Here is a 15,975-nt window from a genome sequence, read left to right as displayed (position 1 = left end):
ATTTATCATATTTTATATCCAATATTCCTAAGCTTCTGTATTCTAGAATGTTTTTACTACAACTATTCATTTTTTCTTTGCAGGAACAACTGTGATAACATCTCCTTTATCATTTAAAGTCAGAGAATGTAGAAATTATAGCTAGCTATTGATATGTTACCTACTACGTACTGGAGCGCAACCTATCTGATAGGTAAATGATTCATGTGAAAAAGGAGACGCTACCAGTTCTATAGCATCTCCTTTTTATTTAATAAGTTAGACAGAAAGAATAGAAATAATGTTTTTCTTGTTTCACTATCCTTTTGTTTGTAAATGAACTGAGTTTTGAAAAACTATCCTATATAGTATGAATCGGGTATAGACATTAAATAATAGAATAGGGCACCTATTACTCCACAAGTAAAAATAGTAACTCCCATATTTCTTATGCCTTTAATTTTTGACCAAAATCCAATAAATCCTGTTATTAACCCACTTAAAGAGAATAGTGAAAAGTTGGAAACGGGTGTAAGAAGAAATTCCGCATTAATCCCTGTCCCCCAACAAACAATAGGTAACACGACAAGGGTAAGACAAAGTAATCCCATTACACTTACAAGTAATTTAAGATATTTGATACCTGCAATAATTAAATAGATTCCACCTATAAATCCACATAACCAGTAAATTGGCATAAAGTAAATCCAAAGAAAATGCAAGATGATCATATGTAATTTCCTCCTATTTATTTTCGCTCATTGTAGTTCTGGTTATTTGATGTTCTGAATTCGTTGCTAATTTATTAAGTTGATTTAGCGTTTCTTCTAAATCAAACGAATTAAACCAACGGTAATCCTGTCTGTCTAGAATACGATAATGCTGACTAATTAGATTTTGTTGTAAGCGAAAATTCCCTTTTTCTTGAATCTGTTTCCACCAGACTTTTCCTCCCAATGTTTTTTCTTTGAAGTTGTTAGTGCTATTGTGGGCCATTGTTTCGATTACTACTAATGGATCATCCCCAAGAGTATTCTGTAAAACTTCACTATCTCTAAACAATGCACAAATAGCAACAGTGTTGGTCCAACCTGCATTCGTTCTCCCTTTCTCAATTTGAACAAGCGTTTTTTTTGATATGCCGAGAACTTCAGCCATTTTATCTTGTGTATATCTTTTTTCAGTGCGTATTAACTTTATTTTCGTTGAAATAAGTTCAATTGCATGCTCCTTATTCACTTTACCTCCCCCTCAAAAAGTAACTAATGTGTTATTTAGTGTAATTTTACACTTTAATCAATTCATTTTCAACTCAATCCTCCTTAAATCTTGTAAGAAATAATTGGATAAGTCATAAAAAAAGCATTCCACAGTTATCTATGAGAAGGTAGCTCGACCATCGATTTCTAACCTCGATGGAGATATGTCGAGATCACATTTCATTTTAATTAAATAAAAAACCCGTGAATTATTCACGGGTTTTACTTTAATAACTAATTGCAATTGTACCTTCACCTGCATGAACCGCAAATGAAATTGGTAATGGATATAATTTGAAATCCATTTCAGGGAATGCTTGTCTAATATCTGCAATCCATTCCTCGGCTCCATCTTTATCATTAGCATGGAACATATGAAGTACTTTTGGTAATTCTTTTTCAAGTTCATTTTTAATATATTCTCGACATTTTTGGATTTTACGAACTTTCTTTTCAAGTAAAAGCTCTCCACCTTTTACTTCTAATATTAAGTTAACACTTAATAAACTTCCAAGTAAAAATTGAATGCCCTTTACACGACCACTTGCATAAAGGCCTTTTAAACTTTTCGGGAATACGTGGAAAGGTCTTCTTTTTTCATCTACTAATGTTTTGTGTATATCTTGTAAAGTCATACCATCATTGTATAACGATTTCGCTTTTCTAATTAGTTCATCCATTGGATAACTTGTTGTTTCACTGTCTAATACCGTTAATGGAAAACCTGCCATTTCTGCAGCTAGCTTCATATTTTGATAGGTTCCACTTACTTTTCCGCTAATAGCAACTGCAAATCCCTCTTCATATTCTTCTTTGCATTTCGAAAATAAATCTACCATTTCCCCTATGTTAGGCTGTGATGTAGTGACAGTTTTACCTTCATTCAAAGCATTATAAACGCGCTCACGCACACCTTCTTCACAATCTTTGTACGACACACCATCAATAATAACTTCAATTGGGATAACAAAGTTATCTCCTTCTGTTTTAAAACTCGCAGTTGTACTATCAGTAATCCAAGCAACACGCTTCATGTTGTTCCTCCCTTAATTCAATTCCTCTTTTCTGACTTTTCTATATATTTATGTTACGAAAAGAGAATATCCCTGTAATAGTAACAGGACTTTATTGTTTTGGCTATAGTAGATGCATATTAATTGTGACTATTTCTTGTCTATTTCACAAATAAAAAAGAAAATCAAGGAATTTGCTCGATTTTCTTCTTATCATATACTATTTAAAAGTTTCATTATCTAAAATTACTACATAATCATTCGTTAATCGTCCAGCTTCTTTTGTATAACTAACAAGCCTTTGTATATTATCACAGCAAATTTTTGCTCCCCATACGAGTAAAGGTACGCCAATAAAATCAATATGGAACCTTCTAGAAAACAGCCCACCGAAAGTCATTGGTAAAGGCACTGTTGGTGATGTGTTAGAAAATATAATCTTTTCATGGCTTTGATAATGTTTTTGCAAGATTTCTCCTAAATGCTTCATCGCTGGTACAACAACTTTTGATGCGCCACATCCAATCGTATATACAGGATGACCATGTTCATCGATTCCATGAAAAATAATTTTTCCCATATCTTCTGTTTTCAATTTATTAAAGTAATCTACATTCAAAATTTCTTCTTTCGTTAACTTACGATCCGTTGGTAATTTATTTAAATGATACGCTGCAGCAAGTGAAGTTGTATGAGTACCGCCGAAGTCTGTGTAAATGTATATCATATTATCATCCCTTGTTGTAAAAGTTCAATGTTAATTAGTATTACCGTTCTTAGCAATGTTAAACAAGGGATGTTATTTGTCCCATATGAATAATGGACTGGATTGTTACAAAGCACAACAAAGCCGGAATGAGCCAAATACGGTTTATTTTCACTTTTCGTTCTTTACTTTGCATCAAAACAATAATAAGAACAACAAGTAAAATATCCATTTAGAATCCTCCTATAAACTTGTTTATCTTTAAAAATTATATTCTCCTCTTTTCATTCCATACTTGAAATACGATAGCTACTTTCAAGTGTAAGATGGAAAATGTGATTTCTCATCAGCCTTAAGCATTATTTATAAAAATAAAAAGACGTACTTTTTACTCGTACGCCTTTAATAACTCGTTTAAACTCCTATTTATCAACTAATTCCACACCTTTAGAATTAGTTTTACCCAACACTCGAATGTTAAATTTATTAATGGCTTTTAAAAAGATATTATAAATAGAATATCCAATAATAGAACCTATAACATTACAGATAACATCATCAATATCAGTAATACGTCCCACTCCACTAAATAAAGACTGAATTAATTGTAGCAATTCAATACTAACTGATATAGTAAATCCTAATAAAATAGTATTTTTGAACTTTTTATATTTATCCCATAAAATTGGTGCTAAAAATCCTAAAGGCATTAATAATAAAATATTCCCGCCTACATTTCTTACAATTAGACCAATCATAAATAGGGCATCCCCATCATAAGCACTACCAATTTGATTGATGTCTTTAATAATTGATGCAAATGGAATTATATTGACCGAGCGATTCAGATTTTCAATATTAGAAGGAAAACCGATTGGTAAAGGGAATAAAGTTACTGCAACAACCATACAAATGTAAACCACGAATAAAAAACTTACTATTTCTTTCCACCAAATCACATGTTTTTTATTTTTGGTACCAATTAATATTCCACGTACAATTAAATAACAAATAACCCCTAAAATAATAAACAAACTACCGTTGATCATATACAAATTGTTAACACATCCTTTCATATGAAGTAATAATTAAAATTTACAATTATATAGTAATGTTTTTTAATTTAAAAATCCATATAATCATATGTAATTGTGCAGAATTACAAAAACCCCTTATTTAATAAATAAAGGGTTCCTCGTTAACTAAAATATTTTTCAAAACAGAAACAAGCATGAACCCGTTTAAATTATTTTCGTATCTCTTCTTTTATATCCATATAATTAAAAAGCTCTTTCTATTTCTGTCATTAATTTTTCGGGTCCTGCCCCTTTATTCGATGGAATAACTAAAGTGATTCCTAATTCTGGATATATAGCCGCGCGAAAACTGACGCCTGGATCATATCCCATTACATGATATTTGAATACCTTGTTTTCTCGTGTTTCAATCCATATTCCATATCCGTAAGATTGTTTATCATTTACTTGAATGTGGGGAGTTAAAAGTAACCTTGTATATTCCTTTCCTAAAATTTCATTATTAAATAGTGCCGCCCAAAATTTCAGCATGTCTGGTGCAGTAACATATGCACCTCCATCAGCTCCTCCTTTTATTGGTATAGAGTAGACGTTTGTTCTCCAATTTTGGTTGGTTTCGTCCTTTATATATCCTAGAGCTGTATGTCTTGGTAATCTATCTAACGAAAAATAGCCAGAATCATTCATACCAACAGGATTAAAAATGTTTGTTTCTATATACTCCGTGAATTTAAGTCTCGTCTGTTCTTCTATTATTAATCCAAGTATAATAAAACCTGCGTTGTTGTAGTGAAATTTATTTCCAGGTGCAAACATCATATTATTGTTTTGAAATAATGGTAAAAAGTCTTTTACGCTCTTTAGTAGATACATAGGTGTTTGTTTCCAAAGGTCTTCGAAGTTATCCATAATACTTTCATCAAAATAATCTGGTATACCAGCACTATGCGTTAGTAGTTGATGTATTGTAATATCTTCATCGAAGTTTGGAAATTTTATCTCTAGACAATCTTTTAATTTTGTATGAAAAGAAATAACACCTTTTTCAACAAGTTGACAGATGCCAATTGCAGTGAAAATTTTACATCCTGAGGCAATGCCGAATCTTGTTTGTATCGTATTGTTTATACATTCACTTTTGTTTGCGTAACCCATTGCTTTTTCATAGATTAAGTCTTTTTCTTTTTTTACTAAAACTACTCCAGAGAAATCTATTGTCTTTTGTATTTCTTTTACAATTCTATTAATTTCATCTTTTGTTTTTATCACGACAACCACCCTTGTCTTTCGGTATTGTTCTTTACCCTTATTAATTTTTCCATATAAAAGAGAAAGAACCCTTTTATTAAATACGATAAATTGTTAATGAGAACACAAAGTTCATTTCGAATGTATTCCGCTATTTGTGGGCAGTAGGACCCCCATCTCAAAATTCAGCGAAAGCAAAGAAGTTAAGTGGGGACCCTGCTGCCCGTAAAAGCCCGATTGGTGAGGGCTGATAATCAGTGGGGGATGCTCCCCTGATTAAAATTTCACTTTATTGACTCAGTAGAATACAACTTAGATTGTGATGGGAATAAAGTAAACACACACAAGACGATAGTAATAAATAACATTATTAATGACCCTACAATAACTACAAGTTGTATAGAAATGAACTGAGTCGCAACACCAGATAGTATTGTAATAAAGATTGTTACTAACGCAATAACAAGTCCATATATGCTCCCGATCCGTCCCATTATATGAACGGGAACATTATTTTGGTAAAATGTATAAAATCCTGTATTTGCATATGCCATAGAGAAAGATAAAATAAAGAATCCAATAGCAGCTATTAAAAATACATTTGAAAAAGCATAAATTAAATAACCAATTGCGATGAATAATGATCCTATTCCAATTAGAAATGAAGGTGCTAATTTTTTTGACAAAATTGTATTTGTTATGGCACCTAAAATAAATCCTGCACCAGCTATACTAACTAGAAAACCGTATTCACTATCTGTTAGTAGTAATACCTCTTTCGCAAACGATAGTTCAAGTGAATCAGTAGCAGTTGCTAATACGAACATACTTTGAAATAAGAAATACACACATACGACATACACATGTTTTCTACTAAAATTTATAACAGTGTTCCAATCTTTTTTTAATACTGTAAGTGATAATGTATTACTAGTTGTATCCGAATCTTCTTTCTTATCAAGATTCGGTAAAAGTAATGTAATGAATCCTGATAAGAGAAATGCTATAGCATTCATATATATAGCAAACTCTGGTGTACCTGCAATTAATAATCCCCCCGCTACTGCTGGTCCAATTAATGATGCACCAGATCCTATTAAAGTACGTAATGAGTTGAAACGTTGTCTTTGCTCTACTGGAATTAATTTCGTCATATACGTCATAGCAGTTGGCTCATAAATTGCACTGGCCATACTTATAAAGAATACGAATACATAAACAATCCAAAGTGACGGAAGTAAAGGTAAAATAGCGATAAATAACGCACGATATATATCGAGGTGAATCATTAATTTCCGTTTATTTAAACGATCAATCATACTCCCAGACCAAGCGTTTGTAAATAAAGTGGCTAATGGTTTTATTACATATAAAGTAGCAACAGCTAAGGCTGAGCCACCCATATTATAGACAAGTACATTCAGTGCTATTAAGTAAATCCATGCCCCTAAATTCGCAATACCAACTCCGGACAATAGTAATAAAGGATATTTCCAATCTTTAAGTAAATTTTTCATTTTTGGCCCCCGCTTTCAAAATTGTTTTACAACAATAAAAAAATCCCACCCCCAAGACTTTTAATCTTAGGGACGAGATTTATCATCGCGGTGCCACCCTAGTTTGTTAATATGTCACCATACTAACCTTATCAGGTACTGCATTCTAATTCATGCTTATACCATAGCTCTATAACGGGAGCTCCCGTCACACCATCCCCTAATAATAGGTTCCGATGTGCTGCTCAGAGGCTTGGTTCAATAAAGAATTTTTACTCCTTTTCAGCTACATGGAGCTCTCTGTGAAAAATTCATTTTATTTACTCTTCTCTTCACTGCATTTATTTTTTCCATATTATCACATATAAATTTAACTGTAAATAAACAATAATCAGATATTTAATAACGTGTCACTGTTAGTTCTTTTATTTATTATTTTTTTAAAAAATTACGGTGCGTGAAATTACTCGCAACTCTAAAGAAAGAGCTATTTGCATATAGCTCTTTCCAAATGCCTGGATTAATTCGTATTCGCCTCTGTTAACGGTTGTAACGGCGGTTCTAATTCTAGTTCTAGTGTATCTCCTTCTTGTAAATCTTGTCCTTTTTCAATACTTTGACTCGTTACATAACCCGTACCAGAAGTTTTCAAATCTAATTTCAAAAGTTTAGAGAAATGCATAACATCACGCATGGACCACCCTTTTACATTTGGCATTTGTGCGTTATTCCCTAATAAAAATATACGATCACGATCACCTTCACTCATTACCTCGCCAGACTGTGGATATTGTTTTATTATTTTTCCTTCTCCTAAAATTACCGGCTGTAGCTTCTCTTTTTCTACACTTTTCTCTATTGTATCCATCGATTGATTTACATAATTTTGTACTTTTAATTGAGATTGTTTCGCTGCATCAGCTATTTGTTTTTCTGTATACGGTTTCACCTTTAAATATTCAAGGCTGTTTTTTATAACAGGTTTAAATATTTCAGCAAGAGGCTGAGCTCCATACTCATCTCCTTTTAACTTTGGCTGCTTAATAGCTAAGTATACGATTAACTCCGGATCGTCAATTGGAGCCATTCCTAAAAAGGAGAAAATGTAATTCTCTTTCCCTTCCATATATCGGCCATTTTCAGGATTCGGGATTTGTGCTGTTCCTGTCTTACCTCCAATTGGATAACCATCCACTTTATACATTGTACCAGTTCCTTTTGAAGATGTTATAACACGCTCCATTAAGCTTCTAACCTTGTCCGCTGTTTCTTTTTTTATCGGATTCCCAATTTCTTTCGGTTGATTTTCCATAATAACTTCTTTGTTTGTTGGATTTACAACTTTATCAACGATATATGGTTGCATCATTTTCCCGTCATTTGCTATAGCAGTAGCCGCTTGGATTAATTGAATCGGAGTTACTGTAGAACCTTGACCGAAAGAAGTTGTAACCTGTTGAATTTGTGTATTTAATAATAAAGTATTTTTCCTTTCTCCAGGTAAATCTATCCCTGTTTTTTGATTGAATCCAAATTTATTCATATATTGCTTAAATTTATTTGGTTTCAGTAACTGATCTTCTAAAATAGAAAAAGCTACGTTTGATGACCTTTCAAATCCTTCATCAAATGTAATTGATCCCCATCCAAATCCACCATTATGGTCTTTTATATCAGATGAACCAACGGAATATTTTCCAGATTGAAAATATTCTTTTCCGTTATATACACCTTCATTAATGGCAGCTGCTAATGTAAAAACTTTCATTGTTGAACCTGGTTCATATGCATTTGCAATCGGGTCATTTAAAAAGTATTCGATATCACCTACATTAGGATTGTAACTAGGCTTACTAGACATCGCTAAAACCTTTCCTGTTTTTGGATCAGCAATAATACCAATTAACATAGAAGGATCATAATGTTCTTGCGCTATATTCATCGCTTCTTCTAAAAAACTATTAATTTGTTTATCAAGCGTTAAATATACGTTATTCCCATTTTTAGCTGGTTCTACTTTACCTATATCATTTGTAAGCGGAATCCCTCTTCGTGTACCCACATATTCTATATTCCCGTTTGTAGAGCGCAAATATTTATCCAAACTCTTTTCAAGCCCAAACTTCCCTTCCGTATTCCCTTTATCATCTGGTCTAGCAAAACCAAGTATATAAGATGCAAAGTCTTCATTCGGATACACTCTTGCTTTTTCCGACATAAAGGATACACCTGGTATTTTTAAATCATTAATTTTTTCCTTCTTTTCCCTAGATAAGTTCCGACCAATTTTCCCAATTTCAACTTGCGTACGCCCTTCATGAAAGTTTTTTAATACTTCTTCTTTATCAATTTCAAGCGCATCGGCTAATTGTTGTGCGGTTTCATCTTTATTTTTCACTTTATCTTTTCCTTTTAAATTCACAACAACTCGATATGTTGTAGAATCTTGTACTAACACCTTTCCTGTTTGGTCATAGATAGTACCACGATTCGCTTCTAAAACACCTTTTTTATTATGTTGTTCATTCGCGAGATCCTTTACATTCACATTATGCACGACTCCTACTGCCTGAATATAGAATATACGCAAAATCATAATAAGAAACAAAACAATAAAAGCAATCATCATATATCGAGCGCCTTTATTCGTTTGAAGTTTTTGCATGCTTATCTCCTCTCTTTTGGAATGGATTCGTACGAAGATGCGTTTTAAAATTTATAGTTTTTGTTTGCGATACTATATGTTTCGAAGTTTTCTTTTTAATTCCTTTAAAACAATGCAAAACTAACTGTTGTTATTTTGTGTTATTATTTTATATATTTAAAATACGGTGCGTGAAATTTCAGAATATTAATTAGTACAACTTGATTACAGAGCACTCTAAACTCTTTTCGTATTTCCTATAAAAAAATTCCCCTCTGGATGTCCAAAGGGGAACTTTTTATAGGAAAATTATGCGATATGGTTATATTTTGCTAAGAAAGGAATTCGTCTCGCTACTAATGCATACATTTTGAATACAAGTTTCGCTATTGGTTCAAACATACGTGTACTTTGCATTACTAAAGCACTCGTAATAAGTGTTAAGAATGCTGCACCAAGTATATCTAAAGGATAATGAACACCTACGTACATACGTGATATACCGACTAGTACTGCCCATAATAGCGCGATATATTTCAGTTTTTCTCCTCTAAGAATAAATACGAAGGCGATTGAAAATACAAGTACAGAATGATCACTAACGAATGATGAATCTGCTGCATGTGGTACTAATTGATGTACATCATGTGATACGAACGGACGCGGATGGTAATATACCGCGTGTATAAGAACATTTACTAATAATGCAATAATAACCGAAAGCGTCGTATATAAAACTGTATATTGTTTTCTAATTGCCTTTTCTTTCTTTCCATTATTAAACCATAAGATAAACATAAATAGAACGGCTACGTATGCAGCGCTATTTGTAATAGCAATCATTAACGTATCTAATAGTTTGGATGAATCAGCAAAATTATTAAACCACTGAAATACTGTGTAATTCATTAAACTCTCTCCTTACATACAAGTGTTCTTGATTTACACAGTATACAATACCATTATGAAAATAGGCTTAAACTTTTTTCATCTAATTCTCATTTTACTATTACTCATGTGACAATTATTAAACAAATTTTATACGCTATTTATGTATAAAGCCGGTAAGCCTTTATAATAAGGCGGTTCGTATTTTTTTCATGTTTGAAATACATAACATATTCATTTAAATATACTAATTGCAAAATCATATTTTTTAATTCATTTGAAGTACAATATTTCCGAATTGTTCCCCATGTTCCATACGGCTTAGTGCTCGAATTGCTTCTTCTAACGAATAAACCTTATCAATAATTGGTTTAATTTGATATTTTTCAATAAACTTTATCATCTCATTAAATTCCTCACGGCTACCCATGGATGTTCCCATAATATCAATTTGATTATAAAATAATGCGCGTAATGGTAATTCAATTTTATCTCCTGAGCTTGCACCAAAATTCACGATTCTTCCATTTGGTTTTAATACATCAAAATATTTCAAGAAAGTTGCCGGGCCTATACTATCTATTATTAAATCTACTTTTTCACCTTGTAAGCTCTCTTCCCAATTTCCGGTACTATTAAAAGAAATATCTGCACCATATTTTTCAGCAAGTTCCCTTTTATTCTCTACCCTTGAAGTAACACTCACTTTTGCGCCGATTGTTTTCGCGAATAACATGGCAAATGTAGCTACACCACCTCCTATTCCCGGAATTAAAACATGTTCACCGCACTTCAATCTACCCTTTGTAAAAAGTGCTCTATATGCAGTTAATGCAGATAAAGATAAAACACCTGATTCTTCCCAAGTAAGATATGACGGCTTTTCTACTACATTTTCAGCTGGTACAATTACATATTCAGCAAACGTTCCATCTTTCGGCCCACCTAGTACTTCCGGTAACTCCGGTACTTCAGTAGCATGTTCCCATCCAATACTAGGATTAATAATAACTTCTGTATGTAGTGTAATATTTGAAACTCCTTCTCCTATTTCTGTAACAATTCCTGAGCCATCTGAACCTATTACTAATGGGAGATCCATTTCTTTTCTATTGTTTATAATAAATAAATCCCTATGATTCAACCCTGCAGCTTTTAACTTTATTTTCACTTCACCTGCATTAGGACTTATCTCAGGTGAAAATTTATATTCTAACCCCTCTAATCCTTTTTCATATTGATGTACAATAGCTTTCATTGCTTAATTCCCCCTTAATATTTCCAATGTACTAGAAATATCAAAATAAATAAAATAGTTTGCCTCCAATAATTAGAAATTATATATTTTATTATGCAAAAAATCCTCTCCCTATAAAAAGTATAGGAAGAGGTTTCAAAACTAGTTAGATAAGAATCTATAAATTTATTGAATTCTAGCCAATTCTAATATTTTTCGAATAAACGGCGCTTTTGCCTTTGTATATGAAACACGATCAAAAGCATATGTAATAGCAAGCCTCTCTTTTAATTCTCTATATTCTTTACGTGCCCATTCATGGCTTATTAGAAAGTCACGAAATAAAATATTGTTTCTCCACTCATCACTATTATAAATATAAATATGCAAATGATGAGTACCCGCTCTCCATTTTCCCTTTCTAAAAAAACGCCAATTCGTTGCATCTTTTGGAACATACTCATATCCAATTTCCGATAGAACTTCAATCCACTTTTCAGCTATTTGCAATTCTGTTACGCCAATCATCATATCAATAAGAGGTTTAGCTCCTAATCCTTCTACTGCTGTGCTCCCTATATGTTCAACAGCAATTATTTCTTGTCCTAACAAGGAACAAAATTTCTCTTTTTCTTTTATATACTCTTCACCCCAGTCTTTTTGATATGCTTTAATAACAATTTGTTGGTCCATTGTATTCACCTCTTTATAAGTATTTATCATTATATTTATAAAATTTTATATTATTAGCATAGGATTTCCATAAAATATGTCGAATAGTGGAATGTACAACTTAATTATATTAAATGTGAGGTAATCTATGAAAGATAATTCAGTCGAAATTCAGTTAAATAACGTAACATTCCAATTAAAAGAATATCATAATTTTGATTGGCTTATTAAATTAGGGACCGTATTTGCAGTTTTTGACCAGCAAGATTCAGGGAATATAAGTTTTGGTGTAGAAAAAGATGGGCATAAGAAATTTATCAAATACGCAGGAGCACAAACAATTGCATATGAAGGAACAACGGGTGATGCTATTAAAAGGCTAAAAAATTCAGTTACTATCTATGAAGATTTAAAGCATGAATCGCTCATAAGACTAATTAATCATTTTCCAGTCCAATCTGGATATGTATTAATTTTCGATTGGTTTGATGGTGAATGTCTTCATTCGCATTGGAGTTTCCCACCTCCTGAAAAATATAAAAATCCAAACTCACCATTTTATAAATTTAGGCATTTATCTGCTATAGAACGAATTCATTCCTTACATTCCATTTTTTCTTTCCATAGTTATGTAGAAAAGAAAAACTATGTAGCAATAGATTTTTATGACGGTAGTATTTTATATAATTTTAATACAAACGAAACAAAAATTTGTGATATAGATTTATACAGTAAAAAACCTTACATAAATAGAATGGGCCGGCTATGGGGTTCCTCCCGTTTTATGTCACCAGAGGAATTTGAACTAAACGCAATAATTGATGAAAGAACAAATGTATTTAATATGGGAGCAATGGCTTTCTCACTTTTAGGCGGCGAAAAAGATCGTTCTTTTCTAAAATGGGAAGCAAGTAAGGAATTATATGAGGTAACGTATCGTGCTGTAAATGCCAATCGAGCAGAACGGTATGCATCAGTTATAGAATTCTATGAAGCGTGGTTAAAAGCGGCTAATGCGGAAAGGATATAACCCTAAATTATTAAAAGAAATATAGAGTTTATACTATTATCATGTATATTAAAAATGGTTTTATGAACGTTTCGTACTAATTATAACTCGAGTTAATGACTATAACATGAATAGAGTTAATAATGATGTGAGAACTCGAAATGTAAATACGACAAATGATTTAAATGATAATCAGAATAAAAATAATAATTGGGATTGGCTTGGTTTATTGGGACTACTAGGATTATTTGGTCTTAGAAAAAAAGACAAAGATCCAGAAACATGTTAATGTAGAACATTGTATTTAATTTTAAAAGATATTTATTTATCAAAAGAATGCAAAATGAACCGCCTTTAATAAGGCGATTTTTTATTTTTTAAAATCAATAACAATCACAAAAAACGGATGCAATTAATCGGAAACAATGAATTTCTTAACTTAATAGTAATAGAGCATTACATCTATTGGACAAACTACGCTCTTTTTTATACCTTTTCTTCACTTACCCATATCTTATATTTTGTGTAACTAATTTAAATGCTACAGCCCTTGATATTCATAGCTTCATAACACTTCCTCTTTTGAGTTACACAACACATTAAAAATGAGTAACTGTATAGAATGGGGTAGAATAACATAGTCATCAAGTTAAAAGTTTAATGTACCAACAATTAGGAAGCTTTGTATGTTAGAGAATTTCAACCTAAAAAAGTCGGATTCCTATACGTTAAGTAAAGTGAATAAAGTCTGTTACACTCTCTTCTTTAGGAACGTTTCCATAATATCCTTCTTGAACCATTCATAATCAAACTGAAAAGCTACATTATGCGTTTTATAGCCTGGATTTGTAACAAAACGAAAGTCTGCAATGCTTTGACCAAATCCTTCCCCTTGATCAGGAATTACTTTAATGGGTACCCTTGAAAGACTAACAGCCTCTTGATTCAGCAAATACCATACCGTTACAAAATCATGCATAGGACTTCCACTTATACCAGGATTAGACTTGGAGTAGAAATTATAATAATAATCTAACATAGGTTTGATGATGAGTCCTGCAAGATCCTGTGTATTCCGATGAAATGCATCAATTTGTTGGACCATTTCGGGTGTAACAATCGCATGTTGAGTCACATTTAAAGGAATAATCGTCAAGTTCTTTGCATGCTGTAAAATTAAGTTTGCTGCATAAGGATCTGCGTAAAAATTAGCTTCAGCCACAGCAGTTACGTTACCTGGATAGAAAAAAGCTCCCCCCATGCAAATGCATTCTCTTACATTTCGCATTGTTTCTAAATTTAATACAAAAGTCGTAGCTAGCGAAGAAAGTCTTCCTAAATTGATAATGGTAAGATCTTCTAAATTTGATTCTATAATTTGATAAATATCATTTAAAGGATAAACTGGATATGAAATTTCAGGTGGAATAATAGGTCCTAATCCAACTTTTCCATGTACCTCAGGGAAATACTGAATTAATATACCTGTCAACGGTACAGAAGCACCAAGGAATACAGGTATTTCTTCTCTTCCCGCAATGTACTTTAAATAGTTTATATTTCTTATTACATTTTCTCTTGATACATTTCCATAATCGGCCACAATTCCTACAAGTTGAATGTCTTTACGAAAAAAGATGTACAGTATAGCAAAGGCATCATCAATCCCTAAATCTGTAAACAGGAGAACCTTTTTTTGCATATCTCTTCCTCCAAAAAATTTATAGAATTCTACTTTCACCAATGATGTATTGATTAGACTACGCTTGTATATATTTTTTTTATGTATTCTTAAAAAATGGATTCTATTCACTTGAAATAGCTTTGCTCATCTAAATTTTATTTTATGTTCTTAAGTCGTTTGGTCTATTGGGAAGTATTTTAAATCCAAAGTCTCAATACCATCTACAGTAAGTTCTCCACCAATTGGCTTACATTGAAAACAATGAGTGATAGTCTGAGCTTTATCTCCGTTCGGAAACTCACCAGAATATTTAGAATAGACACCTATAAGATGTTCAACTTCAACATTTAATCCTGTCTCCTCAAATATTTCTCGTTTAGCGGTTTCTTCAAGAGATTCTCCAAGTTCCATAGCACCAGCTGGAATACCCCATTCATTTCTATCTCCCCGTTTTTGTAAAAGAATTTCATTTCGTTCGTTATAAACAATACCTCCAGCAAAATTAAGAAATATTAAATCATGCCCTACTTTTCCCCGGATATAACGAATGTAGTCCTTATTTGTAGTCATAAATTCCCTCCTAATTTATATATAAAATACAAATTAATTATATATAAATATAGAAGAAAATGGTAACGAAAATGATAATATTCCTTATTCTCATAAGGGATTTTCCCTTTACTTTTTATCAATCTATGCGTTTATTAACCATTTCTATTCTAATACCTTCATTTCCCAAATCCCCTTTCAAAATAAAGAGAACACCATTTCTTAAAACAATTTTATCGCAGTTCTAAAAATTGGTGTCCTCTAGTTTTCTAGCCGGACTATATTCTATTTTCAAGCCCATCTCTACCTCCCTATGAATAAAACTCAACGTTCTGTTTATACTACAACTACATCTAGAGACACATCACTGTTTAGAGCGGCTAGGTTTTGTTAGCTGCTCTTTTGTGTTTTACACAAATAAAATCAATAACTCAGCATATAATATCTATGTAGCTAGACTATTACCTCTGTATCGAGCAGTTAGGCTGGGCTAAATGCTCTTTTATTTATGACAAAATAAAACTTTTAAACAAAATTACTTTCGTATAACATTT

Annotated in this window: 14 protein-coding genes, 2 pseudogenes and 1 other annotated feature; of the genes and pseudogenes, 2 read left to right on the top strand and 14 right to left on the bottom strand. The window is 32.1% G+C overall.

Features of this window, described 5'->3' with window-relative positions; translation table 11 throughout:
• Nucleotides 1–335: 335 nt before the first annotated feature.
• The 12 genes from ACTL4X_RS13150 to ACTL4X_RS13095 all read right to left on the bottom strand — a co-directional run bounded on the left by ACTL4X_RS13150 (nt 336) and on the right by ACTL4X_RS13095 (nt 12,200).
• A complete protein-coding gene (locus ACTL4X_RS13150; protein ID WP_000584711.1) occupies nt 336–710 on the bottom strand; it encodes a hypothetical protein in 375 nt (124 codons plus the stop codon).
• 13 nt (nt 711–723) lie between these two features.
• Nucleotides 724–1,218 carry a helix-turn-helix transcriptional regulator gene (locus ACTL4X_RS13145; protein ID WP_001031007.1) on the bottom strand — a complete coding sequence of 165 codons (495 nt, stop codon included), beginning with the start codon at nt 1,216–1,218 and terminating at the stop codon, nt 724–726.
• Nucleotides 1,219–1,465: 247 nt separating this feature from the next.
• Nucleotides 1,466–2,272: a DegV family protein gene (locus ACTL4X_RS13140; RefSeq protein WP_000831929.1), complete on the bottom strand. Its 807-nt coding sequence runs from the start codon at nt 2,270–2,272 to the stop codon at nt 1,466–1,468.
• A gap of 199 nt (nt 2,273–2,471) precedes the next feature.
• On the bottom strand, nt 2,472–2,978 hold the full coding sequence (locus ACTL4X_RS13135) for a DUF3189 family protein (RefSeq protein WP_000639421.1): 507 nt from the start codon (nt 2,976–2,978) through the stop codon (nt 2,472–2,474).
• A gap of 58 nt (nt 2,979–3,036) precedes the next feature.
• Nucleotides 3,037–3,189, bottom strand: coding sequence for a hypothetical protein (locus tag ACTL4X_RS13130; protein ID WP_000353713.1), 153 nt, complete (start codon nt 3,187–3,189; stop codon nt 3,037–3,039).
• A 190-nt stretch (nt 3,190–3,379) separates the two neighbouring features.
• Nucleotides 3,380–4,012 (bottom strand): VanZ family protein, encoded by a 633-nt coding sequence (locus tag ACTL4X_RS13125; RefSeq protein ID WP_000281842.1) that lies wholly within the window; start codon nt 4,010–4,012, stop codon nt 3,380–3,382.
• Between the two features lie 225 nt (nt 4,013–4,237).
• Nucleotides 4,238–5,263 (bottom strand): serine hydrolase domain-containing protein, encoded by a 1,026-nt coding sequence (locus ACTL4X_RS13120; protein WP_441395063.1) that lies wholly within the window; start codon nt 5,261–5,263, stop codon nt 4,238–4,240.
• A 263-nt stretch (nt 5,264–5,526) separates the two neighbouring features.
• Complete coding sequence (locus ACTL4X_RS13115) at nt 5,527–6,759, bottom strand: MFS transporter (RefSeq protein WP_000793348.1); 1,233 nt, start codon at nt 6,757–6,759, stop codon at nt 5,527–5,529.
• 65 nt (nt 6,760–6,824) lie between these two features.
• Nucleotides 6,825–7,083, bottom strand: a binding site (T-box leader).
• A gap of 175 nt (nt 7,084–7,258) precedes the next feature.
• Nucleotides 7,259–9,403 (bottom strand): penicillin-binding protein, encoded by a 2,145-nt coding sequence (locus ACTL4X_RS13110; protein ID WP_440037078.1) that lies wholly within the window; start codon nt 9,401–9,403, stop codon nt 7,259–7,261.
• Between the two features lie 288 nt (nt 9,404–9,691).
• A complete protein-coding gene (locus ACTL4X_RS13105; RefSeq protein ID WP_001110124.1) occupies nt 9,692–10,291 on the bottom strand; it encodes an undecaprenyl-diphosphatase in 600 nt (199 codons plus the stop codon).
• 247 nt (nt 10,292–10,538) lie between these two features.
• The gene (locus ACTL4X_RS13100; RefSeq protein ID WP_000644515.1) at nt 10,539–11,528 is read right to left on the bottom strand and encodes a zinc-binding dehydrogenase; all 990 of its coding nucleotides are present in this window, start codon (nt 11,526–11,528) and stop codon (nt 10,539–10,541) included.
• A 165-nt stretch (nt 11,529–11,693) separates the two neighbouring features.
• Nucleotides 11,694–12,200 carry a GrpB family protein gene (locus ACTL4X_RS13095; protein WP_000372673.1) on the bottom strand — a complete coding sequence of 169 codons (507 nt, stop codon included), beginning with the start codon at nt 12,198–12,200 and terminating at the stop codon, nt 11,694–11,696.
• Nucleotides 12,201–12,327: 127 nt separating this feature from the next.
• Here ACTL4X_RS13095 and ACTL4X_RS13090 point away from each other — a divergent pair, with 127 nt between their 5' ends.
• The gene (locus tag ACTL4X_RS13090; RefSeq protein WP_440037076.1) at nt 12,328–13,209 is read left to right on the top strand and encodes a protein kinase domain-containing protein; all 882 of its coding nucleotides are present in this window, start codon (nt 12,328–12,330) and stop codon (nt 13,207–13,209) included.
• Between the two features lie 79 nt (nt 13,210–13,288).
• Nucleotides 13,289–13,477: pseudogene (locus tag ACTL4X_RS13085) on the top strand (WGxxGxxG family protein); the annotation flags it as partial.
• 462 nt (nt 13,478–13,939) lie between these two features.
• Here ACTL4X_RS13085 and ACTL4X_RS13080 read toward each other — a convergent pair.
• Both ACTL4X_RS13080 and ACTL4X_RS13075 read right to left on the bottom strand, forming a co-directional pair.
• Complete coding sequence (locus tag ACTL4X_RS13080) at nt 13,940–14,890, bottom strand: nucleoside hydrolase (protein WP_001170283.1); 951 nt, start codon at nt 14,888–14,890, stop codon at nt 13,940–13,942.
• A gap of 159 nt (nt 14,891–15,049) precedes the next feature.
• Nucleotides 15,050–15,442 (bottom strand): annotated as a pseudogene (locus tag ACTL4X_RS13075) (NUDIX hydrolase); the annotation flags it as partial.
• Nucleotides 15,443–15,975: the final 533 nt, after the last annotated feature.

Origin of the sequence: Bacillus sp. RE35 (assembly GCF_052146655.1) — a bacterium.
In the GTDB taxonomy this organism is placed as follows: domain Bacteria; phylum Bacillota; class Bacilli; order Bacillales; family Bacillaceae_G; genus Bacillus_A; species Bacillus_A cereus.
The sequence above is the reverse complement of the archived record's forward strand: the minus strand, read 5'-3'. Positions and strand labels throughout refer to the sequence as shown.

Excerpts from the sequence above, each read along its gene's own strand:
- ACTL4X_RS13135 (WP_000639421.1), bottom strand. The coding sequence starts at position 2,978 with ATGATATACATTTACACAGACTTCGGCGGTACTCATACAACTTCACTT.
- ACTL4X_RS13105 (WP_001110124.1), bottom strand. The coding sequence starts at position 10,291 with ATGAATTACACAGTATTTCAGTGGTTTAATAATTTTGCTGATTCATCC.
- ACTL4X_RS13100 (WP_000644515.1), bottom strand. The coding sequence starts at position 11,528 with ATGAAAGCTATTGTACATCAATATGAAAAAGGATTAGAGGGGTTAGAA.
- ACTL4X_RS13140 (WP_000831929.1), bottom strand. The coding sequence starts at position 2,272 with ATGAAGCGTGTTGCTTGGATTACTGATAGTACAACTGCGAGTTTTAAA.
- ACTL4X_RS13115 (WP_000793348.1), bottom strand. The coding sequence starts at position 6,759 with ATGAAAAATTTACTTAAAGATTGGAAATATCCTTTATTACTATTGTCC.
- ACTL4X_RS13090 (WP_440037076.1), top strand. The coding sequence starts at position 12,328 with ATGAAAGATAATTCAGTCGAAATTCAGTTAAATAACGTAACATTCCAA.
- ACTL4X_RS13110 (WP_440037078.1), bottom strand. The coding sequence starts at position 9,403 with ATGCAAAAACTTCAAACGAATAAAGGCGCTCGATATATGATGATTGCT.
- ACTL4X_RS13095 (WP_000372673.1), bottom strand. The coding sequence starts at position 12,200 with ATGGACCAACAAATTGTTATTAAAGCATATCAAAAAGACTGGGGTGAA.
- ACTL4X_RS13130 (WP_000353713.1), bottom strand. The coding sequence starts at position 3,189 with ATGGATATTTTACTTGTTGTTCTTATTATTGTTTTGATGCAAAGTAAA.
- ACTL4X_RS13080 (WP_001170283.1), bottom strand. The coding sequence starts at position 14,890 with ATGCAAAAAAAGGTTCTCCTGTTTACAGATTTAGGGATTGATGATGCC.
- ACTL4X_RS13150 (WP_000584711.1), bottom strand. The coding sequence starts at position 710 with ATGATCATCTTGCATTTTCTTTGGATTTACTTTATGCCAATTTACTGG.